General features: G+C 61.9%; 16 protein-coding genes. 6 read left to right on the top strand and 10 right to left on the bottom strand.

The genetic code is table 11. From position 1 onward, the window contains the following. Nucleotides 1-88: 88 nt before the first annotated feature. The 3 genes from LOZ74_RS10055 (at nucleotide 89) to LOZ74_RS10045 (ending at nucleotide 1903) form a co-directional block, all read left to right on the top strand. On the top strand, nucleotides 89-382 hold the full coding sequence (locus LOZ74_RS10055; protein ID WP_230291094.1) for a hypothetical protein: 294 nt from the start codon (nucleotides 89-91) through the stop codon (nucleotides 380-382). Between the two features lie 346 nt (nucleotides 383-728). Further along, the gene (locus LOZ74_RS10050; RefSeq protein ID WP_230291093.1) at nucleotides 729-1358 is read left to right on the top strand and encodes a TIGR02466 family protein; all 630 of its coding nucleotides are present in this window, start codon (nucleotides 729-731) and stop codon (nucleotides 1356-1358) included. Nucleotides 1359-1516: 158 nt separating this feature from the next. Further along, entirely contained in the window at nucleotides 1517-1903 is a 387-nt protein-coding gene (locus tag LOZ74_RS10045; RefSeq protein ID WP_230291092.1) for a DUF4168 domain-containing protein, read from the top strand. A gap of 157 nt (nucleotides 1904-2060) precedes the next feature. Here LOZ74_RS10045 and LOZ74_RS10040 read toward each other — a convergent pair whose 3' ends face one another. The 10 genes from LOZ74_RS10040 to recJ all read right to left on the bottom strand — a co-directional run bounded on the left by LOZ74_RS10040 (nucleotide 2061) and on the right by recJ (nucleotide 12358). Further along, nucleotides 2061-2642: a DUF4440 domain-containing protein gene (locus tag LOZ74_RS10040; protein WP_230291091.1), complete on the bottom strand. Its 582-nt coding sequence runs from the start codon at nucleotides 2640-2642 to the stop codon at nucleotides 2061-2063. 85 nt (nucleotides 2643-2727) lie between these two features. Then, complete coding sequence (gene otsA / locus LOZ74_RS10035; RefSeq protein ID WP_230291090.1) at nucleotides 2728-4104, bottom strand: alpha,alpha-trehalose-phosphate synthase (UDP-forming); 1377 nt, start codon at nucleotides 4102-4104, stop codon at nucleotides 2728-2730. After that, entirely contained in the window at nucleotides 4101-4895 is a 795-nt protein-coding gene (gene otsB, locus LOZ74_RS10030; RefSeq protein ID WP_230291089.1) for a trehalose-phosphatase, read from the bottom strand. Before otsB ends, otsA begins: the two co-directional genes overlap by 4 nt. 73 nt (nucleotides 4896-4968) lie before the next feature. Next, nucleotides 4969-6201, bottom strand: a complete 1233-nt coding sequence (locus LOZ74_RS10025; protein WP_230291088.1) for a nucleotidyltransferase family protein — start codon at nucleotides 6199-6201, stop codon at nucleotides 4969-4971. Beyond that, nucleotides 6194-8155: an asparagine synthase-related protein gene (locus tag LOZ74_RS10020; RefSeq protein WP_230291087.1), complete on the bottom strand. Its 1962-nt coding sequence runs from the start codon at nucleotides 8153-8155 to the stop codon at nucleotides 6194-6196. Before LOZ74_RS10020 ends, LOZ74_RS10025 begins: the two co-directional genes overlap by 8 nt. A 6-nt stretch (nucleotides 8156-8161) precedes the next feature. Continuing rightward, nucleotides 8162-8371: a lasso peptide biosynthesis protein gene (locus LOZ74_RS10015; protein WP_230291086.1), complete on the bottom strand. Its 210-nt coding sequence runs from the start codon at nucleotides 8369-8371 to the stop codon at nucleotides 8162-8164. 27 nt (nucleotides 8372-8398) lie between these two features. Further along, on the bottom strand, nucleotides 8399-8614 hold the full coding sequence (locus LOZ74_RS10010; RefSeq protein WP_230291085.1) for a hypothetical protein: 216 nt from the start codon (nucleotides 8612-8614) through the stop codon (nucleotides 8399-8401). Between the two features lie 109 nt (nucleotides 8615-8723). Further along, entirely contained in the window at nucleotides 8724-8993 is a 270-nt protein-coding gene (locus tag LOZ74_RS10005; protein ID WP_230291084.1) for a PqqD family protein, read from the bottom strand. 637 nt (nucleotides 8994-9630) lie between these two features. After that, the gene (locus LOZ74_RS10000) at nucleotides 9631-10488 is read right to left on the bottom strand and encodes a hypothetical protein (RefSeq protein WP_230291083.1); all 858 of its coding nucleotides are present in this window, start codon (nucleotides 10486-10488) and stop codon (nucleotides 9631-9633) included. 61 nt (nucleotides 10489-10549) lie between these two features. Beyond that, on the bottom strand, nucleotides 10550-12358 hold the full coding sequence (recJ, locus tag LOZ74_RS09995; protein ID WP_230291082.1) for a single-stranded-DNA-specific exonuclease RecJ: 1809 nt from the start codon (nucleotides 12356-12358) through the stop codon (nucleotides 10550-10552). A gap of 104 nt (nucleotides 12359-12462) precedes the next feature. Here recJ and LOZ74_RS09990 point away from each other — a divergent pair, with 104 nt between their 5' ends. The 3 genes from LOZ74_RS09990 (at nucleotide 12463) to LOZ74_RS09980 (ending at nucleotide 14383) form a co-directional block, all read left to right on the top strand. Next, the gene (locus tag LOZ74_RS09990; protein WP_230291081.1) at nucleotides 12463-12972 is read left to right on the top strand and encodes a flavodoxin family protein; all 510 of its coding nucleotides are present in this window, start codon (nucleotides 12463-12465) and stop codon (nucleotides 12970-12972) included. Nucleotides 12973-13185: 213 nt separating this feature from the next. After that, entirely contained in the window at nucleotides 13186-13854 is a 669-nt protein-coding gene (locus LOZ74_RS09985; protein ID WP_230291080.1) for a hypothetical protein, read from the top strand. 34 nt (nucleotides 13855-13888) lie between these two features. Further along, nucleotides 13889-14383: an AHH domain-containing protein gene (locus LOZ74_RS09980; RefSeq protein WP_230291079.1), complete on the top strand. Its 495-nt coding sequence runs from the start codon at nucleotides 13889-13891 to the stop codon at nucleotides 14381-14383. Nucleotides 14384-14387 lie beyond the last annotated feature (4 nt).

The raw sequence follows: 14387 nt of genomic DNA, 5'->3' as shown, positions 1-14387 counted from the left end.
GATCTTAACCGTACCGCGCCAAGCTGTAGCGCGGAGGGTTCAGGTCGTCAGCCCAGGACGACCGGCCATCGGGATCGGGAGTTTGCGCATGAAAATGCTGGTGATGATCGTGGCGGGAATGATCGGCTTCGTGGCCGCCTTTTCCTTTACCGCCAGCGACGAGATCGGCGCCGAAGTCGACCGCCGTCTGGACGAAGACTTTGTCCCCCAATGCGTCGCCCGCGCGCGCTTCCCCGCCGAGCTGGAGGCCAAGGCCCCCGCGATCTGCGGCTGCATGAAACGCGAATTCGACAATCGCGGCTTTAAGCTGACCGACGCGTTCGGCGCGAAACAGGCCGAGATGCAGGAGATCACGCAGGCCTGCGCGCAGGTGTATGGGTGAGGGTGCCTGACCAGCCAATTTGAGCAAACAGGCGCGGGGTTTTCATAACCGGAACCCCGCGCATTACCGCCATTTGCCGTGCCATCGGGGCAGCGCGACTGCGCGTGTAGGACATGCCGCCTGTGTGAACCGTGGCCTTTTCGCGGCATTCTGGTGGAATCCCCCGATATGGCCGCGCCCCGCATCGCACCATCCTGCACCGTACCGGACGGTTTATCCCCCGGAGCGGTGCAGGTTATGCCACGGCCTGCACCGCTTTCCCTCATCCAACGGTTCTTCGGCCCTTGCGCGGGCGGGGCGGGGCGCTCTATCCCGAAGGCCCCTTTTCACCAGTGCAAAGATCCCCATGCCCACGCAAACCCAGCGCACCTACGACGTCAAGCCATTGTTCGCGGAACCCTATTTCCGGATGAACATCGCCGATGCCATTACGCCCAAACAGCAGGACATCATCCGCAAGCTGCCGATGATTACAAATCAGGTGAACCGGATCAGCGAGGAGCTGTATCTGTTCGACCGGCCCGAAATGAAGAGCATCAAAAAGGCGGTGCACGAGGCGCTTGATGTCTACGCGCGCGAAGTGATGGGCATTTCGCAAAGGCTGGAGGTGACGCAAAGCTGGTCGCTGATCAATCCGCCGGGTGTGGGCATGCACGGGCATACCCATTCGAATTCGATCATTTCGGGCTCGCTCTATTACACAGAAATGCCCGATCCGCCGGGGAACATGATCTTCGAACGCTATAACCATTACCGCGCGCTGGAACTGCTGGTGGATGAGGGGAAGAACAATATCTACAACGCGCCGCGCAACGCGATCATCCCGAAGCAGGGCGACCTGATCCTGTTCAGCAGCGGGTTGCAGCACTATGTGGAAGAAAACCGGACGCAGCAGGACCGCTTTTCAATCGCGTTCAACACATTCGTGCGGGGAACGATCGGATCGTTCCGCGATGTAAGCGAATTGAAGCTCTAGCTCAGAATCCCGGCGGCGGCGGTATCGGTTCGTCGCTGGTCAGGCACAAGTGCCTCATTTCGGCCCCGATTAAGGCACGAGGCAGCAGTCTCGGCGTTGAAATCGGGGCAGGGCGGCGGAACTTCTTGTCGTGTAGTTGCGACAAGGAGTTCGAGATTATGAAAAAGACGACTTTACTCGCCGCCGCCATGGCCACTGCGATTGCTGCCCCCGCCATGGCGCAGGAAGCGACCGATCACGCCAGCCAGGCGATGGGCCCACAGACTGAAGCCGCACCGGCCGCGCCGACCCCCGCGCCAACCGCTACAGCGGTCACCGATGCCGAGGTGGACAGCTTTGCGGCCGCCGTGGTCGACATTCAAAAGATCGACGCCGATGCGACAATCGCGGCCGAGGAAAAGCAGGCGCAAATGGTGGCCACCGTCAGCGAACATGGCCTGACGCCCCAGCGTTTTAACGAGATCAGCACCCAGACGCAGAGCGACCCGGCCCTGCAACAGCGTGTGCAGGTCGCGATGAGTGCGCTGGCAACGCCGGCGGGCTGATCGGCCCGAAGGGTCGGCCAAAGCCTATTGGCCGAAATTGTTCCGGAGCGCGGCCCCGCTCACACCGGCCCGCTCCAGCTTTCGCGAACCCAACCTTCGCGAAAGCGAACGGGCGCCCAACCGATCAGGCGGGGCGTCCGTTCCTTTTGTGCGGGGATCAACCGGCCGGAACGGTGGCAACCTGCCCGTTGATGTCCTCTGGCGTGTCACTGGCAGGGACAGCCTCGGCAGCAGGGAGAGCGACATTATATTCCGAGATGATCTTCCAAAGCCCGTCCGGCTGGCGTTGCCAGACCGACTGGCTGGTGCTCTGGATGGAAACCGGATTGTCGGGATTGGTGCTGGTGAGTGAGATCTTGGCAGTCGTGACCGCAAAATCCGCGCCAGCCGATACCCAGGTTTCACTGGGGGTGACGACCATGGTTACGCTGTCATCGCCCAGCAGCGAAGCATAGTTCGCACGGATCGAGGGAAGGTCGGCCAAAGGTCCGGCATTGGGAATGACCAGCGTGGCATTGGGCGCATAGACGGACACCGCGCCGTCCACATCGCGTTTGTTCAACGCGGCAATACGGGCGGCCTGCGCCTGCTTGATCGACTCGGCAGCCTTGGCGGGATCGGGCGCTTCCTTGGCCGGTTGTTCGAGGACGGTGACTTCATCGGCCTTATCGCATGCCGAAAGGGCCGTCAGCGACAGCCCCAAAACGCAGGCCAAAGCCATGCGGTTACGCAATGTCATTCAATTCTCTCCTGCACGCCCCATCCCCGGTGGCGTTGCTGTCATAGGAAAGCGCGAAAGCCTCGTCTGTTCCCTGTGGTCACGCTTAGCGAACCGTTTCGGTTTCTTCGATCATTTTTACGAATTTTTCGCGCCACCAATGCACATCCTCGCGCTCCACGCCATCGCGCAGGGTCTTGAAGCGGGCCTTGCGTTCGGACAGCGGCATTTTCAGGGCGCGCTGGATGGCATCGGCCACTTCCTCTGGCGCATAGGGATTGACCAGCAAGGCATCCGACATCTGTGCGGCGGCACCGGCAAACCGCGACAGGACAAGAACACCGGGGTCTTCGGGATCTTGCGCCGCGATATATTCCTTTGCGACAAGGTTCATGCCATCCCGCAGCGGCGTGACAAGGCCGACCCGCGCGGCGCGATACAGCGCGGTGAGTTCCTCGCGCCGGTAGCCGCGATTGACATAGCGGATTGGCGTCCAGTCCACCTCGGCGAACATGCCGTTGATGCGGCCCGCCAGCTCGTTCAGCTCCTCGCGGACATGGCGATATTGCTCCACCTCTCCGCGCGAAGGCGGCGCAACCTGCACCAGCACGACCGAACGGTGCAATTCGGGATGCGCGCTCAACATATGTTCAAAGCTGACGAGGCGTTCCTGCAACCCCTTGGAATAGTCGAGCCGGTCGACACCGACGATCATCGTCAGCTGCCGCAGCGAGACACGCATGCGTTCGGACAGTTGATGCGCGAGTTCGGTTTCGCCGGATTCGACGAAATTCTTGAAATCGATCCCGATCGGGCAAACGACTGCGCGTAGCCGCTGGCCATCGACAGTGATGTAATCGCCCTCGACGGTGCCGCCGAGTTCATTTTCGCAATAATGGCGAAAGCTTTCCAGCCACTCGCCTGTCTGGAACCCGACGACGTCATAGCCGAACATCGACCGCACAAGCCGTTCGTGGTGCGGCAATGATACAAGCAGGCGCGTCGGCGGCCATGGCGTGTGAAGGAAAAAGCCGATCTTGTTCTTGATGCCGTGTTCGCGCAGCAGCGATGCCATGGGGATCAGATGGTAATCGTTGATCCAGATCGTGTCGTCCGGCTCGATCATCACATGAAGCGGCTCGGCAAACCGTTTGTTTACGCGTTCATAGCCGGAACCGAAGCTGCGGTTATATTTCGCGATGTCGATGCGGTAATGGAACAGCGGCCACAAGGTGCGATTGGCAAAGCCGTTATAATATTCCTCGACGTCCTGCGGCTCCAGATCGACGACGGCCGATCGCACGCCGTCGACTTCCTCGAAACTGACCGAACCGTTGAACTGTTCGACCTCGCGGCCCGACCAGCCGAACCACAACCCGCCGGATTCGCGCAACGCGGCCTGCAACGCGACGGCAAGACCGCCTTGCGACCCGTCGGGGCTGGGCATCGAAACGCGGTTCGAAACGACGATCAGGCGGCTCATGGCATTCCCCCGTTGTTATTGTCGGCACCCTCGGGTGCGCATGCCTGCAACGAACGTGCAAGCCAATCGTTCACCGCTGCGACCCCGTCCAGTAAATGGCTGGCCTGCGTTGCGCGTTCCGACCCGACCAGAACACCCGCGCCTCCCGCAGCTTCAACCGCGCGAAAACCGTCTTCATCGGTGACGTCGTCGCCCAGAAATACGGGACGATAGCCGGTGAAAGGCGCCAGCTTCATCAATTCGCCGATTGCCGTGCCTTTGTCCACGCCGGGTACCCGCAATTCGACCATATCGTGACCGTGTTGCAAATGAAGCCGGTGGCTTTGCGCCAGATCTTCGGCCAGCGCATGGGCGGCATCGCGCTGTTCGGGGGCGCGGCGGTAATGCAGGGCTGCACCCAGCGGCTTGTCTTCGAACAGCAGGCCCCGGGCTGTCTCTGCAAAGATCGTGAATCGGCTACGCGCGATATCCAGCCCTTCCGGACGGGGCAGAAATTCACGCGGACCGCCTGCCAGACGCCATTCCGATCCGTGGCTGCCAGCGGCTGCCAGCCTGCCCATGCCGAACCCGTCGAGTACCTCGATCGCCCTGCCGCTGACCAGTGCCAGTCGCCCGCCAAGCCGGTCGTTCAACGCATGCAGCATATCGATCAGCCGGTCGGACACCACGACCGCATCGGGCCGGTCGCAAAGCTCGACCAAAGTGCCGTCGAAATCGAGGAACAGCGCATCCGAACCGAAATCCAGTAGCGGAGGTTCGGAGAGCGGGGGATCGTTGGTTTCGGCTGTCACGGTTTTGATGTGGCCGCTGGGGGCTGCGGGGTCAACCCTTGGTGCTGCAAATGCGAAGGCAGAAGGGGATGGCTCAATCGTTCTCGCGCAGCCAGTCCAACATGCGGGCATCCCGTCCCGCTGCCGCGCGCAAGTCGCGATTGGCAATGGCGGTCAGATAATCGCGCCCGCGCCGCCATGCCCATGCGGGATAGGCTGTCCAGCGGCGACGGTCATGCGATGAGGAGCCTGCAATCTCGGCCAGCTTTTGCGGATCGGGCCGTACCATCTTCACCATGGCTGCCAACGGTCCGGTCCCCGCCTGATTATTCTTCAACCGCCGGACAAGTGCGCGCTGATCGGCCTGTGCGGGAAGCTGGAACATCGCCTCCATAGCCGCGGGCACGAACGGTGCGGCCTGCTCGACGCGGGCTTCCAGCCATGGAGGTAACGGCAGTGGCCCTGCCGCCCGTGCAATCGCCAAAAGCAACGCAAGGGGACGGCCGAGCGAGAGTTGCTCCGCCATCCGGACGACTGCCTGCTTGTCGAGATCGGGGTGTCGCCACAAATGGTGCACATCGCTGATGGTCAGCGGCCCGTTGTCGAAACAATTGTGCAGCGTGGCATGCACGGTCAGGTGCAGCAAATTCGCCAGCGGGGCAGCCAGATGGCACGTCTTGCCGCCCACATTGACCGGCGGCGCCGTTTCCAGCAGCAATGCGCAAAGCGCCGCATCGCCGTTCCACCCGCGCGAGTAGATGCGGTGGTGTATCTCGACAGTGACGCCGTGCCGGTCCGACACCAGCTCTGGCAATTGATGGTTGAATTCGGTGCCGTATTCCTTGGCCCATGGTGCGCGCGAGAAGCCGTTTTGCTGCAACAGGCGATGCGCCTCTTCCGCACGATCGGCAGGCACCAGAACATCGATATCGCGCAGCGGCCGCATCGCCGGTTGGGGATAGATCGTGAAGGCCAGCGCCGATCCCTTCAGCGCGACATTCGAAATCCCCCTGGCGTCGAGCAACTCGCCAACGCGCGCCAGAACCAGCCTTTGTTCAAGGCCATACAGCGATTGCCGGCGATAGAGGTCGTTCAGATGCGCTTCGATCAGGGCGGGCACGCCAAGGCGGTTGTCGGCGATATGCCGGTGCAGCAAATTCGCCGTCCGCGTGCGCGTGGCGATGGCCTCCAGTGCTTTCCACCCTGCTGCATCCAATGCGGCGAAATGCGTATCGGGTGGTGGATTGCCACCACACAGGGCAGTGATGATCCGCTCGGCTTCGGCATGGCGGGGGGCGGTATCGATCCAGCCTACGGGATCAGCCATTGCTGCGTTCCCGATAGCGCATCAGCCGCGCCGCCGTCAGTCCGCGACCCACGGCGCTGAAGATATAGGCAGCCTCATGCCCGCCGACCGTGTTATTGCCCGACCATTCGCGCAGGTTCCGTTCCATCCGTGGCAGGTCGAGCATGTCGGCCATGCGCGGATCGGCGGACAGCCCCTCGATCTGCTCGAGCAGTCCGGCACGCTCGCGTTCGAAGCGGACGGGCCAGTCGCTGCTCTGGATGCCATGGCTGGTATTGGTGCGGACATCTTCGGGAACGCGTCCTTTCAGCAGGCGTCGGGCCAGCCAGCGCGTTTCTCCGTCGCGCAAATATTGATCGTCGGGTATGCCCGCCGTCAGCTCGAACAAAGGGCGATAGGCAAGCGGCGAACGCATGGCGACGCCATAAAGCAATTCGCAGGCGAGCGCGATATCGGCTCCGTCATTCTCGCCCATGGCCAAGGTGGCGGCGCGCCAGTCGGCCGAGCAGGCCATATCAAGGAACATCGGATCATGCCCGGCCGCCTCGCTTCGCGCGATTACGCCCTGGCGCCGGGCGAATTCCTCGCGCAGGGCGCACCAGCTTTTGAACGGGTCGAGGCCGGTTCCCCGCCATTGCCGCAGCCGGCGGCGCAGCTTGATCGGCAATTGCGGCATGATCGCGTGGCTGATGAAACGGGCACTGTGCGAACGGTTGCCGTCCAGCAGCCCGATTTCGCGCCATGCCCGCGCGATACGGCCCTGTCGCAGCCATGTTGCGGGGCCGGTCAATCCGTCATAGCTGAATCCGTTGTTCCCGAACCCGCCGTCTAGCACCACGCCATGGTCCGCCGCTGCGGCGCGGCGCAGGATTTCGTGCCCCCAATGCATATTGCCGCCGCCCATCGGAGCGATGCCGGTCAGCATGAAGATTTTCTCTTCCTGATGCGACAGCGGCAGATCACCCGTATCGACAAGTTCCAGCTCTACACGCGGGTGCATATCGGCAAATGCGCGGGCCAGTTCCCTCTCGTCACCATGGGCGGCAGGCCAGTCGAGTGGTTCGAAACCCTTTTGCGGGACCCAGCAATAGGCTTTCAGCGCGCCATCGGGCGGGAGCATATCGAGCGCGAAGCTGGCGACCGCCTGCGAATCCAACCCGCCCGACAGCTGGGTCGCAGGTCTTGCGAAACCCCCTGCGACTTTGCGCGTACCATGTGCCATCGCGGCGGTAACCGCCTCCACATAGGCATCGTCGCTCGGCAACTCTATCCGGGGTAGTTCGTGGACGTTCCAATAGCGGCGGCGGGCAGTGCCTTCAGGATCGAGCGATACGATTTCTCCTGTCGAGACAGGGGAAATATCGCGATACCAGCCCTGTTGCCGACCACGGAAATTGAGGAACAGGGCATCGGCCAGCCGTTCCTCGTTCAATATATCGTCGGCACCGGCAGCGATGGCCACTCGCGGTGTCGATGCCGCGACCACTCGCCCGCCGTCGCGCCAGAGATGCAGTGGCGGCGCACTGATCGGTGAACGGGAAAGGCGCAGCCTGCGTTTATCGGGATACCAGCAAATCGCCGCATATTCGCCGGTGATGCGGCGGTCGCAATCCTCCTCAAAATGGGCCAGGGCAGCGGCATAGAGTGCCGCATCGTCCGATCCGGTAACGGGGACGGGCAATGCGTCGCGCAGCGCTTCACGATCGTACAAGTCGCCCGCGAACAGCACATGGGCGCCATCCGGTCCGACATGCGGGCGCCATGGGCGGGCACGCGCGCCCAGTCGCGGCGGGGGCGCATCGCGCAAGGGCGAACGCGATAGCAGCAGCGCAGATGACGCATTCGCCGCGCCAACCGGTCCGCCAAGCCCTAGCGACAGCGAACCTGCCATGCGGTCGCGCAGGGCGGGGTCGCTTTCGGGGCTCCAGCTTCCGTCACCCAGATCGACGGCAGCGGCAATCAGCAGGGCGCCCATGGTCTGCTAACCGCCGAGCGGCAGGGCCGCACCTGTGGATTGGCCCGCCACCACCATCAGCGGGTGATAGGTGGACCGGTCGCAATGGCCGATCAGGATGGTATCGTTACATTCGACCCATGAATGATAATCGTCCGTTGCAATGTCGTCGGACCGGTTCGCCCCCTTGCGCATGGCGATCACCAGACAGCTTGGCAGACCGCGCCTTCGCAGCATCCATTGCAGGGTTATCGCGCGCGGCAGTCATTTGGTGTGCAGCGGCAGGCGGGCGGCAGCGCGCTCCACCTGGCGCGCGAGTTTTGCCGCAAGGGCCATGCTGTCTGGCGGCAAGGCGGAATGCCGGGCGATATCCGGTTTGGCGACGATCGTGCCCAGGCTATTGCGCCAGTGTTTCAGCCTGACATGATCGACCAGCACGCGGGCAACACGCAGGATGGTCATAGCCTCCAGCGTCAGCAAGCGTGATCTTGGCGGGGTCATGCACCCAGAATTGTCACGTTGGTGGCCGCGGATCAATCGGATAGCGCCTGCAATCGACTGGCAAATGGACGCAATCGGGAGAGCCCGTTCAGGTAAAGCGGGCAAACCCGGCATCGACAAGGCTGTCCGCGAAGTTTCCGACGCTTTGACGGGCATGTTGCGGTGCAACCTCATACTCCGCACTCAGCACGCTGGCGATGGAGTCGAGATCGCTTTCGCCGTCAAGCGAGGTCCAGATCCGCAGGGCCACATCCTTGAGCGCGAAAAACCGGCCGCTGTCGATGTCGATCAGCATCAGCTCGTCATCGATCGGGCTGGCTTCGTATCGTTCCGGCAATTTGATCAGTCTGTTTGCCATATCGGGCATTTGCCGCAACTGACCGGAAAGAGGAATGCCGGATTCCATCATACCGCCTGATCGATGAAAATCGTCTCAAATCGGGACGACCGCTTGGACCGTTTGACCCATCCCGATGAGCGACATGCTGTAATATTCACGGTTTTCTGGAAAGATTTTGCCGGTGCGTTCCGTCCGCGAAATAGTTGTTTCCCGTCGAAACCGATGACATTTCGAGCGGTAGAGCGCGGAGTTCGGGCTCAACCCATGCGGACCCGGTAGTCAGCAAACCAGAGCCGGGCTGGTCACGGCCAGATGCCGGAGAAAACAGGAAAGCCGGACGCACTGACGGGCCGTGCAGATCAGGCAGTTCGAAGTGAAGAACCGGATCAACCGGTGACACCGCGCCTGTTTCCTTGCTTCTCGGCTATGCTTACGAGTTCCTCGACAATCCAGCGTTACCGTTACCGGCGGAACCGTCGTTGAAGTAAATGCTGCCCGATGCAACCGAAGGCAAATCCACATCCAGCGGTTCCAGCTTCGGCTCAGTCCAAGTGGTTTTCGACTGTTCCATAAGACTCAATAATCCTGCGTTGTCCGCGATTGATGCTTCATTCCTATACAATTTCCACTGGAATTCGCAACTGCACAATTTTCATCAGATCGCGTCGAGGTGCCGTGCGTTAGAGGCGACATCGTCCGCAAAGTGGCTGCGGTCGCGTTGTCGTGTCAACGTCCACATAGTAAGGTCCGTTCCAAGACGGGCCAGATTATTGCGATAGCGCGCTTCGTCTTTTAGCCATATCGGGATTTCGATCCGGTACATAGCGTTGAGAAGTTGCGGTAATTTCTGCGCACCCGTGCAGGGCACGAGTTCGGGATCCCCATGTTGTTTGCTGGCAAGAACGACCAGATCGCGGAAGGGTAGGGGGGCTTGTTCCGGTCCACTCCTGGTTTCGCCGTTAACCATATGTACTTGGGCGAAAAATTTCTCTGCCCCCGGCTCGATCGCGCCCAGTTTTCTGGCACCGGTCAGGCAGAATGCATCGTCGCACAGCTTGATACGATCGCGATCCGGCCATGCGCGGATCGATTCGCCAGAAATTTCCAGCAGCAATACATCGTCGGACCGATGCTCGAACCCGTGTTGCGTCAGTGCGGCGGCAAGCGTGGATTTCCCTTCACCGGACTCTGCGGTAAAGGCGATAACCCTGCCGTTTTTAACCACGCTGCTGGCATGGAGGGGAACAAGGCCGTTAAGCCACGCGACCACGCCATAGACAGATCCGTGATAGAACAGATCGGTTTCCTCGGCCGATCCTTTGGCCGATTGTTCGACGGCGAGCCCTTGGCCGATGGCGTAATGGAACCGAGTTCCGCGCGGGGTGGTGAAAAGGAAACTGTCGCGCCGCAACTGCAGCAGGGGAATGTCCATGCAGCAATCGTCAAGCCTGTCGGGCACGGGGCGGTTTTCGACCCGCATCTCGTCTCGAATGATTGCCGGAAAATCCATCATCGATGCTTGTAACGCGCCGCCGTGCAATTGCCAGCGGGCGCAATGGTTTCCAACCCGATGTTCAATCGATGAAAGCAGCGTCTTCCAGCATCAGCTCTGCTGCCGGAACATTGCCCCAATCGTCAATCTTGGCGCGGCCCGCGAGCCACAGCCTGCGCCCCTGCGATCCATAAAGGAGGGCTTGCCCCAGGTCGCTCTCTTCCGCTCGAAAGGCGATGGCCTTGAACCGCGCGCCATCCTGCCCCGCCGCGATCAGGCGGACATGGCCCTGACCGACCACATCGGCCTTGACCAGAGTGACCGGCCCGACGGCCACGCGCGGGGCGGGCCAGCCGACGCCATAGGGGCCGGCGGCTTCCAACTGGTCGATCAGCTGCGGCTGCAACCCGCGGGGCGTGAGCGAAAGGTCGAGCGTGAGCGCGCGCGAAGCCATCGCCTTTTCGACATCGCGGCCCAGCCGTTCGTCCAGCCAGTCGCGGAACGCGTCGACCTTCGCTTCCTCGATCGTCAGTCCGGCCGCCATCGCATGGCCGCCACCCTTGACCAGCAAGCCGCTCTCACGCGCAGCAATCACGGCGGCGCCCAGATCGACGCCGCTGATCGATCGGCCCGAACCCTTGCCCTGCAATGCGCCATCCACCGCTTCGTCTTCGACCGCGATGACGAAAACGGGCTTGTTGGTCTTTTCCTTGATCCGCCCCGCGACAATGCCGATCACCCCGGGGTGCCAGCCACGCCCCGCCAGCACCAGCACAGAGCGGTTATGCTGCCCCTGCAATTGCGCTTCAGCGGCCTCTTGCACAGCAGCCTCGATGGCGCGGCGCTCCTCGTTCAGCCGGTCCAGCGTCGCGGCGATCTCACGCGCTTCGCCCATGTCTTCGGTGGTCAGAAGCCGCACTCCAAGACTGGAATCCCCGATCCGTCCTGCGGCATTGATACGCGGGCCAAGTGCAAAACCCAGATCGCTGGCCTGCGGTGCGCGCTTCACGCGGCCTGCATCCATCAACGCCGCGATCCCCACATTCTGCCTGCGCGCCATGATTTTAAGGCCCTGCGCCACAAAAGCGCGGTTCAGCCCGTGCAAAGCCGCCACATCGGCCACCGTACCCAATGCCACCAGATCGAGCAGCCCCATCAGATCGGGTTCTTTCCGGGTGGCGAAGAACCCTTCGCGGCGCAGGATGCGGATCAGGGCAATCGCAACCAGAAAGGCGACGCCCACGGCAGCCAGATGGCCATGCGCTGCGGCATCGTCGCTGGAATCGAGGCGGTTGGGGTTCACCAGCGCCGCGGCGCGGGGCAATTCGGCAGAGCATTTGTGATGGTCGACCACGATCACATCGACGCCCACATCGGCAGCGGCGGCCAAAGCCTCGTGCGCCATCGCTCCGCAATCGACGGTGACGATCAGGCTGGAACCTTGGCGGGCCAGTTGGACCAGCGATTCGCCGGTCGGGCCATAACCTTCCAGCAGGCGGTCCGGTATATAATGGCCGGGATCGGCGCCCAGTTGCCGCAAAAGGCGGATCAGCAGCGCCGCGCTGGTCGCACCGTCGACATCGTAGTCGCCATAGATGGTAATCGCTTCCCCGCCCAGAACGGCCTGAGCCAGCCGTTCGGCAGCGCTGTCCATGTCGGCGAAGATGGAGGGGTCGGGCAGGAAACCGCGCATCGTCGGCTGCATCTGGCGTTCGACATCATGTTCGGCCACGCCGCGCGACAATAGCAATTGGCGCAGCAGGCCCGCCCCGTCGGACGACGCGCCCAGCGCCATATTGCCCCCGCGCCACTGCCATGCCCGCCCCGAAAGCGAGGAGGAGACATTGCAGACAAATCCCTTGATATTGCGTTCGTCTATACCGGCAGCCATGGTGCGTGCTTAGCACGGCTGCGCGATGCAGGGCGGCCCATCGGCGTGATCGCGCGGACTTATCCACCGCAAACGCCTATTCACCCGGCGGGCAGGAGCGAGCCATGGCCAAGCAGGACAATCGCCGCGAGCTTCTGATCGTCTGGCACTCCCGCACGGGCGGGGCAGAAGCGATGGCCGCCGCCGCGCGCGACGGAGCGGTGGAACAGGATGGTGCGGCCTGTCGCCTGCTGCGCGCCGAAGAGGCGATGCCCGGCGATTTGCTTGCTGCCGCGGCGTTTCTGTTCGTTTGTCCCGAAAACCTTGCGGCCATGACGGGCGCAATGAAAGAATTCTTCGACCGCTGCTATTATCCCGTGTTCGGCAGGATCGAGGGGCGGGCCTATGCCACGGCCATTGCCGCCGGTTCGGATGGAGAGAATGCCACGCGGCAGATCGACCGGATCGCCACTGGCTGGCGACTGCGGCGCGTGGCTGATCCCCTTATCTGCAACTTTCACGCGCAAACGCCCGAAGAGATCCTGGCACCCAAACAGCTCCGCGAAGACGAACATGCGCGTTGTGCCGATCTGGGGGCAGCGCTGGCGGCGGGGCTTGCCATGGGTGTGTTTTAGTTAAGATAGATGAAATCTGTCCTGTCTCGGGATAGGTCCGATTTGGACCAATGGTAACCTCGTCAGGAGCGCAATTTTCGTTTAGTAAAAGCACCTAAGGGATTGTTGTCTCCAAATTTGTCGCAGGATGCAAAGCTGGTAACGTTTCAATATGGGAACGAAATAAAGTTGCGGGGTCTTGTTTTAACCCTCTTTTTCCGGTGTTCGTAGCCGGTGCTCGAACAGCATTTGCGGTCCACTCTGGAATCGATCGGTGCAGACGCCAATCCGGCGGTCGATGACGTGTGGATTCTACACGCCGCCGATTCCGACGGAGAAGCCGATTTGCGCATTGCCATGGCGACCGATCGACACGATCCGACCTTCGATCCGCAGATCGATCATCGTTTCGATGTCGACGGCAGCGTGCTGGATGATTGCGCTGCGCTGGTGATCGCACCGGAACATGTCGGCCAATATGGCGATCCGGTGAAAATCCTGCACGCACAGGCCGCGCTGGCACTGACCTTGTCGAATGCCCAGGCAATGGCTGTGCACTGGGGCGGGGCTTCGGTGCTGATGGGGGCCGGCTATTTCCGGCGCATGGCTGCGATCTGGCTGGAGGGCGGGGCCTTTCCGGCACTTGGGCTTGCCGCGCTGGTGCGGCAGGACAATGGCGTGGTGCGTTCGGTAGGGCTGGACCTTCTGGTCGGACAGGATGTCGCCGTGCTGCCATCGGATAATATGGCTCCGCCGGATCAGGCACGGCTTGCCATGCGGATGATGGATTTTCTGGTGCGTGAAGGGCCGGTTCAGGCCGATCAGACAGTCGAAGTCGACGGGTTCGGCGCCATCAATGTGCAGATTGATGCGAATAAAGGCCTCCTTAACCTTTCTCGCTAAGACTACCATTAGCAATTGATCGCGTAGTGCTGCCATGACAGGCATGCAGGTATCACCAACGAATATCACTTCGACCACAACGCGGTTTTCGTCGATCAACAGAAGGGGCTCGCCGGGATACTCCCCGGGATGGCAGCGGCATCATCTGCTGCCCCGGCAACTTCTTTCTAGCAACAGCCTGAAGCATTTCTTTTCGGAGCTAGTTCCGCAGGGGCTGGGGTTTGAGAATTTCGGGGCCAACGGGGTCCTGCTGCCGGCAACGGAAAGGCTGGCTCTCAAACACGGGTTACCGCTGCACCGCGGCCCACACCGCCTCTACAACGAACTGGTGCTGGAAAGGGTCACTGCGATCGAGATGTCTTGGTCACAGTCTAGGAGGGGAAGGCGGGCAGCAGGCGGCACGGCATTGGACCGGGCCGTGCGGCAACGGGCCGACGGCGATGCGCTGGAGCGCATGGCCCTGCTGCAACGCGCCCTGAAACGACGGCTGGTGACGGCAGCGGGGCGGCCGCTGATCCTGAACCGCTAGGACC

It is taken from the genome of Croceicoccus sp. Ery5 (assembly GCF_020985325.1).
In the GTDB taxonomy this organism is placed as follows: Bacteria; Pseudomonadota; Alphaproteobacteria; order Sphingomonadales; family Sphingomonadaceae; genus Croceicoccus.
Note: the sequence above shows the minus strand (reverse complement) of the source record. Positions and strands in the feature narration are given on the sequence as shown.

Excerpts from the sequence above, each read along its gene's own strand:
- otsA (WP_230291090.1), bottom strand. The coding sequence starts at position 4,104 with ATGAGCCGCCTGATCGTCGTTTCGAACCGCGTTTCGATGCCCAGCCCC.
- LOZ74_RS10045 (WP_230291092.1), top strand. The coding sequence starts at position 1,517 with ATGAAAAAGACGACTTTACTCGCCGCCGCCATGGCCACTGCGATTGCT.
- LOZ74_RS10000 (WP_230291083.1), bottom strand. The coding sequence starts at position 10,488 with ATGATGGATTTTCCGGCAATCATTCGAGACGAGATGCGGGTCGAAAAC.
- recJ (WP_230291082.1), bottom strand. The coding sequence starts at position 12,358 with ATGGCTGCCGGTATAGACGAACGCAATATCAAGGGATTTGTCTGCAAT.
- LOZ74_RS10020 (WP_230291087.1), bottom strand. The coding sequence starts at position 8,155 with ATGGGCGCCCTGCTGATTGCCGCTGCCGTCGATCTGGGTGACGGAAGC.
- LOZ74_RS09980 (WP_230291079.1), top strand. The coding sequence starts at position 13,889 with ATGACAGGCATGCAGGTATCACCAACGAATATCACTTCGACCACAACG.
- LOZ74_RS10015 (WP_230291086.1), bottom strand. The coding sequence starts at position 8,371 with ATGCTGCGAAGGCGCGGTCTGCCAAGCTGTCTGGTGATCGCCATGCGC.
- LOZ74_RS10050 (WP_230291093.1), top strand. The coding sequence starts at position 729 with ATGCCCACGCAAACCCAGCGCACCTACGACGTCAAGCCATTGTTCGCG.
- LOZ74_RS09990 (WP_230291081.1), top strand. The coding sequence starts at position 12,463 with ATGGCCAAGCAGGACAATCGCCGCGAGCTTCTGATCGTCTGGCACTCC.
- LOZ74_RS10055 (WP_230291094.1), top strand. The coding sequence starts at position 89 with ATGAAAATGCTGGTGATGATCGTGGCGGGAATGATCGGCTTCGTGGCC.
- LOZ74_RS10005 (WP_230291084.1), bottom strand. The coding sequence starts at position 8,993 with ATGGCAAACAGACTGATCAAATTGCCGGAACGATACGAAGCCAGCCCG.
- LOZ74_RS10040 (WP_230291091.1), bottom strand. The coding sequence starts at position 2,642 with ATGACATTGCGTAACCGCATGGCTTTGGCCTGCGTTTTGGGGCTGTCG.
- LOZ74_RS10025 (WP_230291088.1), bottom strand. The coding sequence starts at position 6,201 with ATGGCTGATCCCGTAGGCTGGATCGATACCGCCCCCCGCCATGCCGAA.